Here is a 16,728-nt window from a genome sequence, read left to right on the forward strand (position 1 = left end):
CTGCCTCTCCCACTTGAACAACATGTTGTACATGTTATACTTGCCCCATATCCTGTACAATAAAGGCGGTGAAAATCATGAGAGTCATAAGTTTCTCTGACGCTAGAAATAAACTGAAAAGCGTTCTAGATCAGGTGGTTGGCGATGCTGACTACACTATTATTACCCGTAGGGACTCAGAGGATGCAGTGGTGATGTCCCTGGATCAGTTCAATGGCCTTATGGAAACTGTCCATCTGCTCAAAAGCCCAGCTAATGCTGCTCATTTGTCAAAATCCATTAAACAGTACCGAGCAGGTAAAACAGAGCAGCACGGGTTGACTGATGATTGAGATTCTTTCGTGGACTAAAGAAGCTTGGTCAGATTATCTGTACTGGCAAACACAAGACAAAAAAACGCTTAAGCGTATCAGCAAGCTTATTCAGGATTCTCAGCGATCACCATTCGAGGGTCTGGGTAAACCAGAGCCGTTAAAAGAAAATCTGGCAGGTTTTTGGTCCAGGCGTATTGATGAGAGTAATCGGTTGGTCTATGCCGTTGATGATGAACAGCTAACGATCATTTCATGCCGATACCATTATGAAAAGTAATTTAACAAGACGCGTCACTCGGATGCCCTTTACTCCGCTGCGCTTCAGCGTTAACTGTCTCTATCTATGAAAGTTGTAACTTGGAGTGGCAGCTTTTCCGTCCCTGGGCTGTTCAGCAAAAGTGAAACGCTGAATTGGAGCACGGAAGATCTCAGGCTTTTTCTCCCTTTCACTATCAACAGAGATTTCACTGTGCTGGCCGTCTGGACGAAGGGACGCAATGAAGAAGCATTTGGCTACATGGGGCAATTCTGGAAGTATCTTCAGATCCATCGTGACGATCTCAGAGGGCCAAAGACAGTCATTCTCGGCGATTTTAATAGCAACGTGCGCTGGCATAAGCCGGATCGCTGGTGGAATCACTCAGACGTAGTTGCTGAGCTCAGTGAGATGGGTTTCAAGAGCCAGTATCATCGAGTCTTCGAGGAAGAACAGGGCAGTGAAAGCAGTCCAACATTTTTCTTGCAGCGGAACCGCGATAAGGCCTATCACATTGATTATGTTTTTACTTCGTCAGACTTTGCCGAGAAATGTAATTTGCAGGTCGGTCAGCACGACGAGTGGATTTCAATAAGTGACCACGTACCGTTGACGCTGAGCATTAACAGTTAACAATCGGCTGCACAGCGATCGATTTTCCGCCGCTTCTCGGATGCAGCCATTTTCTACCCAGTTCTCAACCGGAAGCTCAAAATTATGTTGGACCTGCTGTTCGTCGCTATCGGAGTTTTGCTTTTAACGGGTGGTGGCGAGGCGCTTATCAGAGGGTCTCTGGCAGCAGCAAATCGGTTAGGTATTTCACCTCTTCTCAGCGGCTTGTTAATTGTCGGTTTCGGTACATCTGCGCCAGAGCTGGTGGTCTCAATTGAGGCAGCTCTTAGTGAACAGCCAGACATCGCAATCGGTAATGTTGTGGGCAGTAATATCGGTAACATCCTCCTGATTCTAGGCTTATGTGCATTGATAACACCTCTTGCTGTCAAGCCGCTCGTCTTGCGGCGGGATGGTGTCACGGTCGTCGCGGCCAGCATTCTGTTTCTTGTGCTTGTCGGTGGGGATGCTCTGGTAAGGTCTGACGCTGCCATATTTCTATTGGCACTGGCCGCTTATCTGATCTGGGCCTATTGGACCGAGCGCTCGGGAGAAGCGCCTTCTGCAGGGCTACATATAGCTGAAGGGGAAGAGGTCACCTCTCTGCCAAAAACAACTCTATGGATAGTGATGGCGGTGGTGCTGGGTTTGGCGCTTTTGGTCGCCGGATCACAAATACTGTTGAAGGGAGCCGTGGGAATAGCCGAGTCGTTTGGTGTCTCAGAAGCTGTGATAGGTTTGACTCTCGTAGCGGTTGGCACGTCTCTGCCCGAGCTTTCGATATCAGTAATCGCAGCGTTCCGCCGACATGCGGATGTTGCTATTGGCAATATTCTCGGCAGTAATATCTTCAATCTTCTGGGGATACTCGGCATTTCTGCGTTGCTACAACCGCTTCCAGTCCATGAGCGGATCCTGCAGTTTGATCAATGGGTGATGTTGGGAACATCGCTAATTCTGTTGTTCTTTTTATATACGGGCAATCGGCTTAGCAGGCTCGAAGGAGGGTTGCTCCTGTTGGGTTACGGTGTATATGTAGGTCTGAGTTTCACGGTATTCGGCGCATAAGATGCGGGGCAAGCCTTTGGCGTCGTTTCGATACCCGGGGTGGCTCTCTGGGCGGGGTGCCTACCCGTGATCAGTTCTGCATGCGGATATCGTCTTTCCAGCGAAAGCCCACGCCGCCGGCTTGCCAGACCCCGTCTTTATTGAACGGATGGGGGCCGGCCATGTTGATGTATTGCGGCAGGCCAAAGTGGGGTGCCAGGTTCCGCGGGGCTTTGATGGTTACCCTGTCCATGATGCGCAGGCCCTGTTGCTCTGCCGGCAGGTGTGCCTCTGGCGAGGCGCGATGGGCGACAGCCCAGTTGTCGATAAACAGCAGGTCGCCGGTATCGTATTCGTAGCGAATGCCGTAGCCAAGTTTGAAGGAGTCGTTCAGCAGGTCGTTGTAATCGTTGAACAGCGCTTTCATGGCGGCTTCGTCCAGCAACCGGAACCTGCCGGCGGGTGCGGGCAGGGTTTTCAGCTCCTCAAGTGTCAGCCCTTCTTCCGGCAGGCGTTCGATAACGGCACCGGTCATGCCGAGGTGTAGCCACACACTTTTGCGGCCGGAAATCGGGTGGCTATGAACCACCGGGTGGGTCACGCTGGACGCGGAGTTTACCGACACCAGGCGTTGCCAGAACGCCTGCTTTTCCGGTGGGAGCGCATCAAACGCGGCGCCTTGGTGGGCGAAGTGGGTACCGCCGCCGTTTTCCGGCGCGCGGGCCATGTAGTAGGCGCTGTGGGAGAAGGTGGCGGCTTCGAAACTGCCGTCGTTGTGCCACTGGGGGCCGACGCCAAGAATGCCCTGGCGGCCATCGTTGGAGCAGCGGAAAATGTGCCGGTTGCGGCCAGGCGTTGCGGGGTGAACACCGTGAGTGGAATGGATCTCACGGCCGCCCCACCATTTGCAGGCATTAATCAGTTCTTCGGGCGAGAGGCCGGGCTGGTGCTTGAACACAATGAACCCGCGATTTGCCATTTCTGCTTCCAGGGCCTTGATGGCGGGTTCTGGCAGCTTTTTGCGCACGTCTGCGCCATAGATCTCAACGCCGATAGGCGTCAGGGACTTGAGCGACAAGCCTTCCTGTTCCAGCAGGGCGACATGCTCCGGGTTCAGGGGCGCTATGGTGGAGGTCGGTTCGCGGGTTGTTTCCAGAGTCTGTGTCATAGTCGTCAACTACCATGTTGCTCGTTATATAATCACCCTAACCCAGCGCGTTTTTGGAATTCAAATACAATGTCTCGCACGCGGCAAAGGCCCGCGTTAAACCTATAGGGAACTCTATGTCTCTGCTTGATAAAAAAGTACCGCCACTAATTCTGGCCGGATTGGCCGCGGTGGGCATCTGGATAGTGTCGGTGATTCTGCCAGGCGCGGCTTGGCCCCATTGGGTCAGGCTTTATGCGCCCTTATTACTGCTGGTACTGGGAGCAGGGGTGTGTATTGCCGGGGTAGTTGAATTCAGGCGCGCTCAGACCACGGTTGACCCTCGAATACCGGAAGCTACCTCATCACTGGTTACCTCCGGGGTCTACGCCGTGACCCGAAACCCGATGTATGTCGGGTTTGCGTTGTCTCTTCTGGCGTTGGCGCTGTACCTGTCGTCTCACTGGTCTTTGTTAATTGTCGTCGGCTTTGTTGTGTATCTTGATCAGTTTCAAATCCGGCCCGAGGAAAACGCGTTAGCCGCAGTGTTTGGGCAGGAGTTCCAGGACTACCAGTCGCGGGTGCGCCGTTGGCTTTGAGCCTGGCGTTCAGGCCCGCATCGCTCAGAAAATCGGCAATGCCGCGTAAGTAGGTTTGCTCGCTGCGCAAAAAGCCGTTGTTGTGGCCACCCTGAATGGTTAGCAGCGTTTTCGGCTGTGGCGCGGCTTCATACACGGCCTGCCTCGGACGGGCGCCCTTCGCTTTTTCCGTAGCCCCGATAATCGAGAATCAGCACAGACAGCCGCTCCTGGAACAGCCACATCAGCAGCATAATTGTCAGGTAAGACAGCCCCAGCACGGCGCCCAGACGTAACAGCATGTAAACTCCTGAATTCCTGGTACCTTCCAGGGGCGCACACTCGTCATCCTGCGCCATCTTTCTTTCACGTACTCAAAGTCTCTCAGAATGGCGATGGCCGGGCTACCGATAACCACATTGTGTGATCCTCCTCCGGGCGTCGCTGCATTTCGTGGTGAGAACCCGCGTTCCTGTCTATATACTCTTCAAATTATGACCCCTGCTTCTGAATCATTGACTACCGACCGTCAGGATAGATCGCACCGCAAACTACGCGCTCTGGCAACCCGAGCCCTGGCCCGCCCCGGTGCGCCGGTACCGCCGGCGTTATCCGCTCGCTTTGCGAACTATGTTGACACCAAAACCCGCCCTTATATTTTTGCCGTGATTGTGATCGGCGCCATCGGCTATTTTCTGTTTGCGTTGGGTGATTATGTGGTGATCCGTGACGTTTTCTGGACCTCGCTGTTGCTGAGGACGGTGTTTTTGATCACGGTGTTGCTGCTGACCCGATGGATGGTGGCGCACATGCAGAACATTTACCTGCTGGAAGCTGTCGGCGCCTTGTACATTCATGTGTCTGCGGCTATCTGGTACCTGGTGCTGTTCCAGAGTTCGGGCTCGGAAGTGGGTGTGTACGCTTTCGCCAGCGTGATTTTTGTCGTGTGGTTGAATATTGGTTCGAGTGCCCGGTTCAGCACGGCAGTGATCAGTTCCTGCACGCTCACCGCATTGCTACTGGGGGGCGTATGGTGGTTGAACCAGGGCGAGTGGATACGGCTGTTTATCTACGCAAGTCTGCATGCCTCTGTGCTGGTGCTGGGTTTGATGATCAGCTGGAACAACAGTTTTAACCAGCGGCGTCTCTTTTTGTATGGCGTTATTGATGAGATGAAAAATGCTGAGCTGCAGGAGGCCAACAATCTGTTGTGGTCTCAGGCCCACTCTGACCCGCTGACCGGATTGCCGAATCGACCCTTATTGATAGACCGGCTTACGCAGGCGTTGGCGGCGGCGCGCCGGGAAGAACGGAAAGTGGGGGTGCTGTTTGTCGATCTGGATCGGTTCAAGCCGGTCAACGATAGTTTCGGCCACGCGGCTGGCGACCGGGTCTTGCAGTCGGTGGCGAGCCGAATGAGCGCCATTGTGCGTGCTTCAGACACCGTCGCCCGGGTGGGCGGAGATGAGTTTGTGATGGTTTTGCCGGGTATCCGGGGCGAAGCCGATGCAGTGAACAAAGCGGCCGAAGTGATTCAGGCCGTCGCTGAACCGCTCTGGCATGAGGATAGCGAAATCGTGATTGGTTGCAGCGTGGGCATTGCCGTTTTCCCGGATCACGGAGAGAACGTCAGCGTGTTATTGAAGGTGGCGGATGAGGCGGTTTACGCCGCCAAAGCCGACGGCCGCAGTTGTGCCAGAGTGGGGTTGGTTAACGGCGGCATGCCCTGATTCAACAAAGCGTAAGGAGGACTATCTAAATGAAATTCCTTGTTTTATTGGGTACGGTCAGAGACAGCACACCGCCGAAGCCCGCTCGCTTGGGTGCTCGGGTTGCGGACGCCTGTCTGGCATGCCTCAAAAGCCGATATGAGGGCCACGAATTCGAGTTGATTGATGCCCTGGACTACCCGCAGGATGCGGTTTTCAAGCCGCATTTTGCCTACGCAAAGAGTAAGGCGCCGGCCGGGCTGAATGAACTGGCGGAAAAGATCGACGCCGCCGACGGCTATATCTTGGTCAGCCCCGAGTACAACCATTCCATGAGCCCGGCGCTGGCAAACCTGCTGAATCATTTCGGCAGCTCTTTGTTTGCTTACAAGCCCAGTGCCATTGTGACTTATTCAGCCGGGCAATGGGGTGGTATGCGGGCGGCCATTGGTATGCGCACTTTCCTGTCGGAACTGGGCTGCCTTCCGGTTTCTGCGATGATTCATGTGCCCAAGGCCCAGGAGATTTTTCAAGCAGACGGGTCACCCCAGGAGGGCGTTGACCAGGACTCCTGGTTTGATTATTTCGGTCGGACGTTCAGTCAGTTGGCGTGGTGGGCCCAGGCGGCCGGTGACCACCGGGCGCAGGTTGATCCGCATGAGCTGGTGCGCAACTTCAAGCGGGACCCTTCCCAGCGGAACGCCCCACAGATCGATGAGTAATTCGAGTCAAAACCAGGTTCCGCCGGAACGTAACCTTTACCTTGATGCCCTGCGGGCTCGGCTTCCTGCTACTGGGGGCACTCTGGCTGGGCGCAACGGTCGCCGGCGGCTATCCGATCGGCATGGTCGGGCGGGATCTGCACGGCGACAACAACATGTTGCCGCCAACACTGGCGATGTTTTTTTGGAATAAAACGGCTGGCCACCCGTCTTCCTGATGAAAGCAACCCGAAAGGGACAAAACACAGGAGGATGTTTCCATGAAAAAACATGTACTGACACTCGCAATCTGTTCACTGTTGTCCACCGGCGCGTTCGCTCAGCAAGGCGCAGCCAATGCCAACGTTCAGGCCGAGAGCAACATGAATGCGCAAGCCAGTACCCGTGATGGCGCATCGGCTGAGGGCAGCGTGTCCGCGAATGCGCAGGCCAATGCCGATGGTGAGGCGGCTCGTGACGAAGCGTCAGAGCACGGCCGTGCCGTGAGTGCTGAGGCGCGGAAGCGTGTGAATGAGGCCCGAAATACCGAGATTCGTGCACAAACCAATCGGCAGATTGGAACGTCTGTCTCTGACAGTGTTCGCGGTGAGGTACAGAGCACCGTTCGCGGAGCCGTTCAAGGCTCTGTCCGCAACGGCGGCCAGTAACCACGTATCCGCTACCGGCCGGGCCTGAGGGCCCGGCCTTTGTTTATGAGTGAACAAGGAGCAGACATGCATACGTTTCAACGAATCTCGATCTGGTCTTTGGCCCTGGGGCTGGTTGCACCGGTGGTGCAGGCGCAGTCCAGTGCAGAACTGAACGGTTACCTTGCCGGTGGCCTGGAACACGACAGCAATGTGACCGTTGACGAGTTGAATTCGTCGTCAGATCGAAGCGACGAAGCCTGGGTGTTCAATGCCGGGCTGGAGGGTGTTCTGAAACCCACCAACGCGCTGAACCTGACCCTGGGGTACGATTTGTCCGGGCGCCGATACCACAATCTGGGCCAGTTCGATCAGGATATTCATCTGCTGTCGGCCGACCTCAGCTATGACTTTGACCTGGTCACCCTCGGCACCAGCTATCACTATTCTTACGCCACTCTGGATTCGGAGTCGTTTCTGGATTTCCGGCGTGCCAGTGTCTACGTCGGTAGCCTGATCGGCGAAAACGTTTACCTGCTGGCCAGTCTGCAGGACAAGTCCAAGGACTTTGATGAAGGGACCGCCCGTGATTCGGATATCCGGGGTGCCAGTGCGGATGCGTTTTTCTTTTTTAATCAGGCCAGAAGCAATCTGGTGTTGGGTGTTGATCTGGACGATGAAGATGCCCGCTCGGATGCCTACGACAACCGCTTGCTCCGGTTGCGGGTGGCGTTGGTGCACCGGTTTGTTGTGGCGGGGCAGGACAGCCGTTTCCGGCTGAGCTGGCGCTATGAAGACCAGGAATACGATGAGGTGGTGATCACCGAAGCCGACCGTGGCCTGAACGATTTCCTGACCCGTGATCTGGCCGAGCGAACCAGCCAGCGGGTGGATAAAGCCCGGGTGCTTGAGGCCAGCTGGCGGCTGGGCCTGAATGAGGTATTCAGCCTGGAGCCCAGAATCTCCTATGGCCACTACACCTCCAGTGTGGATTCGGCCGATTATGACCGGCTGGTGGGTGGCCTGACTCTGCGCGCCAGCTTCTAGGTAGCCTCAGTAGTCCAGCAAACCATGGCCGAACCGGGCGTTGCGCCCCGGTTCACCAAGACCCTTGGCGTCGGTGGCCAGCGAATCGATGGCCTCGTTTACCGTTTGTGAGTCCAGCCGGCAGGCCAGAGCTGAGCTCACCACCGGTGCGGCCAACGAGGTGCCACTGTCGGTGGTCAGGCCGCCGCCTGGCTGAGCCACCGGTACGTCAACGCCGGCGGCTGAAAACAGCACCTGTTCGCCTCGGTTGGCCCAGCGATAAAGTTCACCGAAGGCGTTTACGGCGGTTACCCCGACCACCTCGGGATAGGCTGCCGGGAATAAGGGCGGCGCGGCCGGCCCGCCGTTTCCGACCGCCGCGACCATGGCAATGCCTTGCTGGTTAAGACGATCGACGGCTGCTCTGAGCAATCGGTTGTCCGGACCCGTCAGGCTGATGTTAATCACCGATACCTTCTGCTCAGCCAGCCAGTTGAACCCTTCAAGCAGGTGCCCAAGTGTGGCGCCGGATAAGTCACGGTCTCTCCCGTAGAACACCGATGCGTTGAACAGAGTGGCACCCGGTAAGCGGGCAGGCCACTGATCTGCCTGACGGCCGACCATCAGGCTGGCGACGGCGGTGCCATGGTCGGTTGGGGCGGAGAGTGAATCACCGATGTCTGCCAGTTGCAGAAAGCTTTCCTGCACCACGCGGGCACCCTCAAACACCGGATGCTCCAGCGCAATGGCGGTATCCACCATGCCGATGCGAAGCGTGGTATGACAAAGGCTTTGCCATTGCGGCCGGGTGACTTCGCGTTGCTGGGATGCAGCGGTACTCTGCTCATTCTGCGGGGCGTAAATGTGATTGCGGTCTAATTGCTCTGCCAGTCCTGGCAGTGCAGTCTGTAACGCGCTCAGCGAATCCAGCGCTGGCGCTACCCGAAAGCGCACCAGGAGTATGCCCAGGCCGGACAATTCGCGCTGCTCCAGAATCGTGATGTCTGCGCGTTCCAGTTCGGCCATCTCCGAGGCGGTGCCTGTGGCCAGCCATTGCCGTTCGACCGCTCGATAACCGGTATCCAGTAATACATCATTGAACGCTTTGCGGCCTTTCTGCGTGTTAATAGAGACGGATGGAGGAAGTTCCGGCAATCGCTCGATGGCCTGGTCGGCGCGGGCCTCAATGCGTTGCTCAATAGTATCCAGCCGGCGATCCAGGGCCCGCTCGATGGCGCGGTCGGTTCTCTGCTCCACTTGCCGGGTTACTGTGTCTAGCTGTCGGTCCAGTGCCTGGCTGCCAATGGCGAGTACCGGACCGGCAAGGGTGCACAGGGTAAGGGCGCAGAGCAGTTGGCTATTGAAATGGGCGTTCATTGGATCAGTCCGAATTATCAGGGTTTATCACCGTTAACGGCCCGATTCGGAAAAAATTCCATCGGGCAGGGAATAAACCGATCCCTGGCTCGTTCTACAGATAACATTCATCGAAAGATAACGCCATGCACCAGGAAATTACCGAACTATTACCCAGCCTGCGGCGGTTTGCGTACTCGTTGACCGGCTCGATGCCAGACGCCGATGATCTGCTCCAGAACACGGTAGAGCGGTTGCTGGTTCGTAGCAGGCCGGACGACGTCGATCTGACCAAGTGGGCCTTCAGAGTCTGTCGCAATGTCTGGATAGACGAATGCCGGGCCAGAAAGGTTCGCCGGGTGGCTGCCGACAAGCCGGAGCTGAGCGAGGGCCAGGTTGTGGACGGTGAGCACCACACCACTCAGCAGATTGAATGGAACCGGGTAGATGCCGCCATGGCGGAACTGCCACAGGAGCAGCGCCAGATTATCTCCCTGGTGGCGATCCAGGGCCTGCCCTATAAGGTGGTTGCCGAAATTCTGGAGGTGCCCAGGGGCACGGTGATGAGCCGCCTTGCCCGGGCCAGGGTCGCCCTGCGTGATGCCTTGGCGCCGGCAAATATGAGGACCGAATCATGAGAATCACCGACGAAGTATTATCAGCGTTTCTGGATCACGAACTGAGCGAGCCGGAGATGGACGCCGTTCGTGAGCAGCTCGCCCTTGATCCCGGGTTGGCGGACCGGCTGGCGGAACTCGCCGCGGTGGATGCCGAGTTACAACGCCATTACGGCGCCATTGATGATCAGCCAATGCCCGATTCGGTCACTCGATTGCTCGATCAGCCCAAGCCTGCCGCCAGTTCGGACAATGTGGTGGCTTTTCCCTGGTGGCGCCAGCTGCGGGCGCATTCCGGAAAAGCCGTGGCGGCAGCGGTGATTGCCGGTTTGGCCATGACCCAGTGGCTCAATACACCGGCGCTGAACGAGCCGGCAGGGCTGGCACTGGCCGAGGTGCTGGAGCACGAAGCCAGCGGCCGAGCTTATGCCCTGAGTTCAGACGTCACGCTGACGCCGCGCCTGACGTTTCAGAATCAGGCCGGCGACTGGTGTCGTCAATTCCGGGTTGATCGACCAGCGGCGGCGTCTGAACAAATCGCGTGCCGGGACGGCAGCGGCCATTGGGAGGTGGTTGCACAGGTAGACGTGCCTGCGACACCCGGCACGCAACGTTATCAGACCGCCAGTGGTGGCAGTGTGCTTGACGACGAACTGGACCGTAGAATGTCGGGTTCGCCCATTGCTCCGGAGGCAGAGATGACGTTGTTGGAGACTCAATGGAGCAGCCCGTAATGGCTGCTCTTGTGGTATCTGCTTTGAATTGTTCCCGGATCTTCTGTACGCTTTATATTAATTGAACGTTCAATTAAAAAAGAAAAGACGGAGAGTCGGTCCCCTGCCATGCCAAAAGTTGGAATGAAAGATACCCGCCGCCAGCAGCTTATCGACGCCACCATGGCATCTATTGCCGAGCTGGGGATGCAGAACACCACGATTGTGAGTATCAGCAAACGGGCGGGGATGTCTTCGGGCATTATCAGTCACTATTTCGGTGGCAAGCAGGGTTTGATTGAAGCAGCGCTGCGTTATTTGCTGGATCAGTTGGGTAAGGAGCTGCGGGAGCGGATGGCAAAAACCGATGGTTCTCCGGAGCAGCGGCTGGCGTGCATCATCGAATCCAACTTCTCCGAGTTCCAGCGTTCGGCGCTGGCCGCCAAAACCTGGCTCAGCTTCTGGGCCCGCTCCATGCATGAGCCTGGCCTCAAGCGGTTACAGCAGATCAACAACTCACGCCTGTACAGCAACCTGCGTTACTCCTTTGCCCAGGTATTACCCGCGCAACAGGCCACCGAAGCGGCGCGGCAGACTGCGGCGATGATCGATGGCTTCTGGCTGCGCAGTGCCCTGAGCCTCGACCCCGTTGAAAGCTTTGAGGCTGGCGAGCGGCTGTGCAAGAAATTCGTCCACGAGACCCTGGCCCAGGCAGGCGCCTGAGCACCATCAGATTCAAACGGCCCACAAGGCCTGAAAACACCGAACCGAGGTTAACCACTGACTATGACTGCATCTGCATCTTTTCCTGTTGTTCAAAATTTCGTGCATGGCCGTTTCTTGGCCAACAGCTCCGGTGACACCTTTCCGGTGATCAACCCGGCCACAGGGCAGGTCATTTATAAAGTGGAAGTGGCAGACGCCGCTGTGCAGCAGGCCGCCATCGAGAGTGCCCACGCCGGTTTTGTTGAGTGGTCGGCGATGACCGCGATTGAACGCAGCCGCATTCTGCTCAAGGCAGTAAGCCTGTTAAGGGAGCGCAACGATGAGCTGGCGGCCGTGGAAGTGCGGGACACCGGCAAGCCCTGGCAGGAAGCCGAAGTGGTGGATGTGGTTACCGGCGCGGATGCTATCGAGTTTTTTGCCGGGCTGGCGCCGTCGATCGAGGGTAATCAGCAGGACCTGGGCGGTGATTTCTATTACACCCGCCGAGAGCCGCTGGGTATTTGCGCCGGTATCGGAGCCTGGAATTACCCGCTGCAGATTGCCTGCTGGAAGTCCGCGCCGGCGCTGGCCTGCGGCAACTCGATGATCTTTAAACCGTCGGAAGAAACGCCACTGGGTGCGGTGAAGCTGGCCGAGATCTTTATCGAAGCCGGCGTGCCTGCAGGTGTATTCAACGTGGTGCAGGGTGCAGCTGAAGTGGGCCAGTGGCTGACCCATCATCCGGACATTGCCAAAGTCTCGTTCACTGGTGAAGTGGGCACCGGCAAGAAGGTGATGCAGGCTGCCGCTTCCACGCTCAAAGACGTCACCATGGAGCTGGGCGGCAAGTCGCCGTTGATCATCTTTGATGATGCCGATCTCGAGAATGCCGTTTCTGCTGCTATGTTGGGCAATTTCTACACCCAGGGCGAAATCTGCACCAACGGCACCCGGGTGTTCGTGCATCAGGACATCTACCCGGCGTTTATTCATCGTCTGCTGGAGCGCACTCGCAAGAACATCAAACCGGGTGATCCAATGAATCCGGACACCAATTTCGGAGCGCTGATTTCTGCCAGCCACCGGGAGCTGGTGCTGAGCTACATCGCCAAAGGCCTGTCTGAAGGCGCCACCTTAAGCCACGGCGGCCGGGCTATTGAGCCCGAGGGCACCCAGGGTGGCTATTTTGTGGAGCCCACCATCTTCACCGACTGCACTGACGACATGACGATCGTGAAGGAAGAGATTTTCGGGCCGGTGATGTCGGTGCTGACTTTTTCGGATGAGGATGAGGTGATCCGCCGGGCCAATAACATCGATACCGGCTTAGCCGCCGGCGTGTTCACCAACGACATCCGCCGGGCGCACCGGGTGATTCATCAGATTCAGGCGGGTATCTGCTGGATCAACAGTTATGGCGCTTCGCCGGCGGAGATGCCAGTAGGCGGCTACAAACTCTCCGGCGTTGGTCGGGAAAACGGGCGGGTCACGCTTGATTACTTCACCCAGATCAAGTCCGTCTATGTCGGGATGACCGATCTCGACGCCCCGTTTTAACCTCGTCGGCCACACAGGAGAACGCGTATGACAGAAAATCGATACGATTACATCATTGTGGGCGCGGGGTCTGCCGGTTGTGTACTGGCGAACCGGCTCACCGAAGACGCCCGCCACCGGGTACTGTTGCTCGAAACCGGCGGCAGCGACAAGAGCATCTTTATCCAGATGCCGACCGCGCTGTCCATTCCCATGAATACTAAAAAATATGCCTGGCAGTTCGAGACTGAGCCGGAGCCGTACCTCGACAACCGCCGCATGCATTGCCCCCGGGGCAAAGTACTGGGTGGCTCATCGTCTATTAACGGCATGGTCTATGTGCGTGGCCACGCCCGGGACTTTGACGAATGGCACGCCGAGGGCGCTACCGGCTGGCATTATCAGAACGTGCTGCCGTACTTCAAAAAGGCCGAAACCTGGGCGTTTGGTGGCGATGACTACCGGGGCGATCAGGGGCCATTGGGCGTGAACAACGGCAACAACATGCGTAACCCGTTGTATACCGCGTTTATCCGGGCGGGTATCGATGCCGGCTACCTGGGAACCGACGATTACAACGGCGCCCGGCAGGAAGGCTTCGGTGCCATGCACATGACGGTAAAGAACGGCCGTCGCTGGTCTACCGCCAACGCCTATTTGCGCCCCGCTATGGATCGTCCGAATCTGACCGTGGTCACTCACGCCCTGGTACACAAGGTATTGCTGGACGGTAAATCTGCTACCGGAGTGCGCTATGAACAGGGCGGCAAGATTCACGAGGCCAAAGCGGCTGAAGAAGTGATTCTGTGTGCAGGCTCTATTGGCTCACCGCATCTATTGCAGCTGTCTGGCATCGGTAAACGTGAGGTCCTTGAGCAAGCCGGTATCGAAGTGCAGCACGAGTTGCCGGGTGTGGGTGAAAACCTGCAGGACCATCTGGAGTTTTATTTTCAGTATCGCTGCAAGCAGCCAGTATCGCTAAATGGCAAGCTGGACTGGTGGAACAAACTAAAGATTGGTGTGCGCTGGATTCTGCGCAAGGATGGCCTGGGTGCTACCAACCATTTTGAATCCTGTGGTTTTATCCGTTCCAAAGCCGGCGTCGAATGGCCAGACCTGCAATACCACTTTTTACCAGCCGCCATGCGTTACGACGGTAAGGAAGCTTTCGATGGCGACGGTTTTCAACTGCACATTGGCCATAACAAGCCCAAAAGCCGGGGTTTTGTGCATGTGCAGTCAGCCGACCCGAAACAGGCACCAACTATCCGTTTCAACTATCTGCAACACGAAGCCGACCGCGAAGGCTTTCGCGATTGCGTGCGCCTGACTCGTGAGATTATTAACCAGCCGGCGATGGATGAATACCGGGGGCCAGAGATTCAGCCGGGTATTGATGTCGAGTCTGACGAGGAGATCGATGCGTTTGTCCGTCAGGCCGTTGAAAGCGCCTATCATCCGTCTTGCTCCTGCAGGATGGGCACCGATGAACTGGCCGTGGTAGACCCGGCCACCCGGGTTCATGGCATTCGCAACCTGCGAGTGGTGGATTCGTCTGTTTTCCCGATCATTCCCAACGGCAACCTGAACGCACCCACCATCATGGTGGCGGAGCGGGCTGCCGATCTGATCCGGGGCAAGGAGCCCCTGCAACCCTCTGACGCGCCTGTGGTGATGGACGACCAGTGGCAGAATCGCCAGCGCCCGGGGGCAGCAAAGAGGAACTTATACTCATGACACTCTGGTTATCCATAGGCCTGATTTTCACCTTTGCGGCCATTGCCCTGATTTTGTACAAATGGTGGGATATCGAGTGCATCGGCGTAACGCCCGTTCGCACGTTTACCTTCATTGCGATCCTGTTCACCTCCGGTCTGGATGTGGGGCTGATCATGTTCCCGCTGACCGAGTTCGCTGGCTACGGCAATGTCAGCGACAATCCCGAATACGGCTTTGCCAATCCGTTGGCGATCGAATTTGGCTTCTGGGCCTTTCTGATCTGGGGCTTCTATTTCCTGACCTGTTTTTACTTCGCGATCATCGAGCCGCGGGTGAAGTTTTTTGAAATTCCGGTGGTGAAGCTAATCAACAACGTGGTGATCATCGGCACCTGCGCGTTCACTGCGTACCTGTTGCTGGTGAACCTGCCCTGGTATCTGCCGCAGCTGGGTGATGGCGAAATTTTAAAACCGGCGTTCTATGTAATTGTCTTTATCGCCATTGCGCTTGCGGTGTATTCCAGTTCCAAGATCAAGTACGTGCGTATTCTCAGTATCGGCTCCAGTGTGTTGTTTATCGCTCTGATTGCCGGCATGTGGTTGCGGGCGTTCGCGATGGGCAGGGGCTCTCCGGCAGACTTTTTTGGCACCATCGGGATGCTTGGGGAGTATTTCACCAACCTTCATCACTTTGCGTTGCCGATCAATGATTACCATGAGTTCTACCTGTTCTGGTGGTTCTCCTGGAGCATCATGATTGGCCAGTTTACCGCTCGTTTTGTCAGCGGTATCAAAACCTGGAAACTACTGATTGCCATGCTGGTAGTGCCGTCTATTGCGATCGGCGTCTGGTTTGCGGTGTTGTTCCACTACCATGCTGAGGGTCTCAAAATTGCCGCATTCACCAACCTCGCGATGATTTCTGTGGGGGTATTGATGGTGGTTAATTCGCTGGATTCCTTGATCCGGCTGTACACTGATAACTTGAACCTGACCGCGAAACGCTTGGGCCGAGTCAGATACGTACTGTTCAATTTTGCCACCATGGTGGGCCTGACCATGCTGTTCCAGCTCGACTTCCTCCGTATCCAGTGGGTCGGTGCGTTGGTGATTGCCCTGTACTTCGCCTGTTTTGCCTACATTCTCATGAACAAGCGAGCGGAAGTGGCTGCCATCAAATCGTCACCGGAAGAAAATATTCTGGATTTCAGAAAGATTGAACTTGCGGGATAAGCCCCCACTAACAGGGCACGCGCGCGTTTTACAGGATGAAGCGGCAACTGGCGGTCGAGAATCTGACCAGGGATAGGTTAAGCCTATCCCTGGCTTGGAAATAATCAATTTTCACTGAAGCCGTGAAAGCCGTATTGTTCACATCGAATTTATTCATTATCCAATGAATCAACAGGAGTTATTCTCAGATGGGTATTATCAACAGCGAAATCAAACCGTTCAACGCAACTGCCTTCAAGCAGGGCGAGTTCGTAGAAATCAGCGATGCCGACGTTAAAGGCAAGTGGTCTGTATTTTTCTTTTACCCGGCCGACTTCACTTTCGTTTGCCCGACTGAGCTGGGCGACGTTGCTGACAAGTACGAAGAACTGCAGAAGCTGGGCGTAGAAGTGTTTTCTGTGTCTACCGACACTCACTTCACTCACAAAGCATGGCACGACAGCTCTGAAACCATCGGCAAGATCAACTACTTCATGGTAGGCGACCAGAACGGCAGCATCACCAACAACTTCGGTGTGATGCGTGAAGGTCAGGGCCTGGCAGATCGCGCTACCTTCCTGATCGATCCGGATGGCGTTATTCAGGCCATGGAAATCACCGCTGAAGGCATTGGCCGTGACGCAGACGACCTGATGCGCAAAGTGAAAGCGGCTCAGTACGTGCGCAACCATCCTGGCGAAGTGTGCCCAGCCAAGTGGAAAGAAGGCGAGGCAACACTGGCTCCGTCTCTGGACCTGGTTGGCAAGATCTAAGCTTCTTTTTTGCACTGAAGCTGATCAGAAAAGGCCCGCATCGCGGGCCTTTTTCGTATTT

Annotated in this window: 20 protein-coding genes; 17 read left to right on the forward strand and 3 right to left on the reverse strand. The window is 56.2% G+C overall.

The features are described from left to right. Positions 1-77 precede the first annotated feature (77 nt). From C7H08_RS03340 to C7H08_RS03355, 4 genes are all read left to right on the forward strand, one after another. Positions 78-332 carry a type II toxin-antitoxin system Phd/YefM family antitoxin gene (locus tag C7H08_RS03340; protein WP_106670363.1) on the forward strand — a complete coding sequence of 85 codons (255 nt, stop codon included), beginning with the start codon at positions 78-80 and terminating at the stop codon, positions 330-332. Beyond that, a complete protein-coding gene (locus tag C7H08_RS03345) occupies positions 325-591 on the forward strand; it encodes a Txe/YoeB family addiction module toxin (RefSeq protein ID WP_106670364.1) in 267 nt (88 codons plus the stop codon). Before C7H08_RS03340 ends, C7H08_RS03345 begins: the two co-directional genes overlap by 8 nt. A 66-nt stretch (positions 592-657) precedes the next feature. Continuing rightward, positions 658-1,203, forward strand: coding sequence for an endonuclease/exonuclease/phosphatase family protein (locus tag C7H08_RS03350; protein WP_106670365.1), 546 nt, complete (start codon positions 658-660; stop codon positions 1,201-1,203). Between the two features lie 84 nt (positions 1,204-1,287). Next, positions 1,288-2,250, forward strand: a complete 963-nt coding sequence (locus C7H08_RS03355) for a calcium/sodium antiporter (RefSeq protein ID WP_106670366.1) — start codon at positions 1,288-1,290, stop codon at positions 2,248-2,250. A 70-nt stretch (positions 2,251-2,320) separates the two neighbouring features. Here the strand turns inward: C7H08_RS03355 and C7H08_RS03360 are convergent, their stop codons facing one another. Then, positions 2,321-3,397 carry a TauD/TfdA dioxygenase family protein gene (locus C7H08_RS03360; protein WP_106670367.1) on the reverse strand — a complete coding sequence of 359 codons (1,077 nt, stop codon included), beginning with the start codon at positions 3,395-3,397 and terminating at the stop codon, positions 2,321-2,323. Between the two features lie 116 nt (positions 3,398-3,513). Here C7H08_RS03360 and C7H08_RS03365 point away from each other — a divergent pair, with 116 nt between their 5' ends. After that, positions 3,514-3,975 (forward strand): methyltransferase family protein, encoded by a 462-nt coding sequence (locus tag C7H08_RS03365; RefSeq protein WP_106670368.1) that lies wholly within the window; start codon positions 3,514-3,516, stop codon positions 3,973-3,975. 128 nt (positions 3,976-4,103) lie between these two features. Here C7H08_RS03365 and C7H08_RS18140 read toward each other — a convergent pair whose 3' ends face one another. Continuing rightward, positions 4,104-4,256, reverse strand: coding sequence for a hypothetical protein (locus C7H08_RS18140; RefSeq protein ID WP_165793921.1), 153 nt, complete (start codon positions 4,254-4,256; stop codon positions 4,104-4,106). 213 nt (positions 4,257-4,469) lie between these two features. Here C7H08_RS18140 and C7H08_RS03375 point away from each other — a divergent pair, with 213 nt between their 5' ends. The 5 genes from C7H08_RS03375 (at position 4,470) to C7H08_RS03390 (ending at position 8,058) form a co-directional block, all read left to right on the forward strand. Further along, entirely contained in the window at positions 4,470-5,684 is a 1,215-nt protein-coding gene (locus tag C7H08_RS03375) for a GGDEF domain-containing protein (protein WP_165793922.1), read from the forward strand. 29 nt (positions 5,685-5,713) lie between these two features. Beyond that, positions 5,714-6,385 carry an NADPH-dependent FMN reductase gene (locus C7H08_RS03380; RefSeq protein ID WP_106670370.1) on the forward strand — a complete coding sequence of 224 codons (672 nt, stop codon included), beginning with the start codon at positions 5,714-5,716 and terminating at the stop codon, positions 6,383-6,385. Positions 6,386-6,429: 44 nt separating this feature from the next. Further along, positions 6,430-6,603 carry a hypothetical protein gene (locus C7H08_RS18145; RefSeq protein WP_165793923.1) on the forward strand — a complete coding sequence of 58 codons (174 nt, stop codon included), beginning with the start codon at positions 6,430-6,432 and terminating at the stop codon, positions 6,601-6,603. A 42-nt stretch (positions 6,604-6,645) separates the two neighbouring features. Then, a complete protein-coding gene (locus tag C7H08_RS03385; RefSeq protein ID WP_106670371.1) occupies positions 6,646-7,032 on the forward strand; it encodes a hypothetical protein in 387 nt (128 codons plus the stop codon). 66 nt (positions 7,033-7,098) lie between these two features. After that, positions 7,099-8,058: a hypothetical protein gene (locus C7H08_RS03390; RefSeq protein ID WP_106670372.1), complete on the forward strand. Its 960-nt coding sequence runs from the start codon at positions 7,099-7,101 to the stop codon at positions 8,056-8,058. Positions 8,059-8,064: 6 nt separating this feature from the next. Here the strand turns inward: C7H08_RS03390 and C7H08_RS03395 are convergent, their stop codons facing one another. Beyond that, on the reverse strand, positions 8,065-9,414 hold the full coding sequence (locus tag C7H08_RS03395; protein ID WP_106670373.1) for a S8 family serine peptidase: 1,350 nt from the start codon (positions 9,412-9,414) through the stop codon (positions 8,065-8,067). Between the two features lie 125 nt (positions 9,415-9,539). Between C7H08_RS03395 and C7H08_RS03400 the strand changes: the two genes are divergently transcribed. The 7 genes from C7H08_RS03400 to ahpC all read left to right on the forward strand — a co-directional run bounded on the left by C7H08_RS03400 (position 9,540) and on the right by ahpC (position 16,667). Continuing rightward, positions 9,540-10,031, forward strand: coding sequence for an RNA polymerase sigma factor (locus C7H08_RS03400; protein ID WP_106670374.1), 492 nt, complete (start codon positions 9,540-9,542; stop codon positions 10,029-10,031). Continuing rightward, complete coding sequence (locus tag C7H08_RS03405) at positions 10,028-10,744, forward strand: anti-sigma factor family protein (RefSeq protein ID WP_106670375.1); 717 nt, start codon at positions 10,028-10,030, stop codon at positions 10,742-10,744. Before C7H08_RS03400 ends, C7H08_RS03405 begins: the two co-directional genes overlap by 4 nt. A 108-nt stretch (positions 10,745-10,852) precedes the next feature. Beyond that, entirely contained in the window at positions 10,853-11,446 is a 594-nt protein-coding gene (gene betI / locus C7H08_RS03410; RefSeq protein ID WP_106670376.1) for a transcriptional regulator BetI, read from the forward strand. A 63-nt stretch (positions 11,447-11,509) separates the two neighbouring features. Continuing rightward, positions 11,510-12,985, forward strand: coding sequence for a betaine-aldehyde dehydrogenase (gene betB / locus C7H08_RS03415; protein WP_106670377.1), 1,476 nt, complete (start codon positions 11,510-11,512; stop codon positions 12,983-12,985). A gap of 27 nt (positions 12,986-13,012) precedes the next feature. Then, positions 13,013-14,701 (forward strand): choline dehydrogenase, encoded by a 1,689-nt coding sequence (gene betA / locus C7H08_RS03420; RefSeq protein ID WP_106670378.1) that lies wholly within the window; start codon positions 13,013-13,015, stop codon positions 14,699-14,701. Continuing rightward, complete coding sequence (locus C7H08_RS03425; RefSeq protein ID WP_106670379.1) at positions 14,698-15,915, forward strand: choline transporter; 1,218 nt, start codon at positions 14,698-14,700, stop codon at positions 15,913-15,915. The genes betA and C7H08_RS03425 overlap by 4 nt, the downstream gene beginning before the upstream one ends. Before the next feature lie 188 nt (positions 15,916-16,103). After that, positions 16,104-16,667 carry an alkyl hydroperoxide reductase subunit C gene (gene ahpC, locus C7H08_RS03430; protein ID WP_106670380.1) on the forward strand — a complete coding sequence of 188 codons (564 nt, stop codon included), beginning with the start codon at positions 16,104-16,106 and terminating at the stop codon, positions 16,665-16,667. The last annotated feature ends 61 nt before the right edge of the window (positions 16,668-16,728 follow it).

The organism is Marinobacter halophilus, assembly GCF_003007685.1.
GTDB lineage: Bacteria > Pseudomonadota > Gammaproteobacteria > Pseudomonadales > Oleiphilaceae > Marinobacter > Marinobacter halophilus.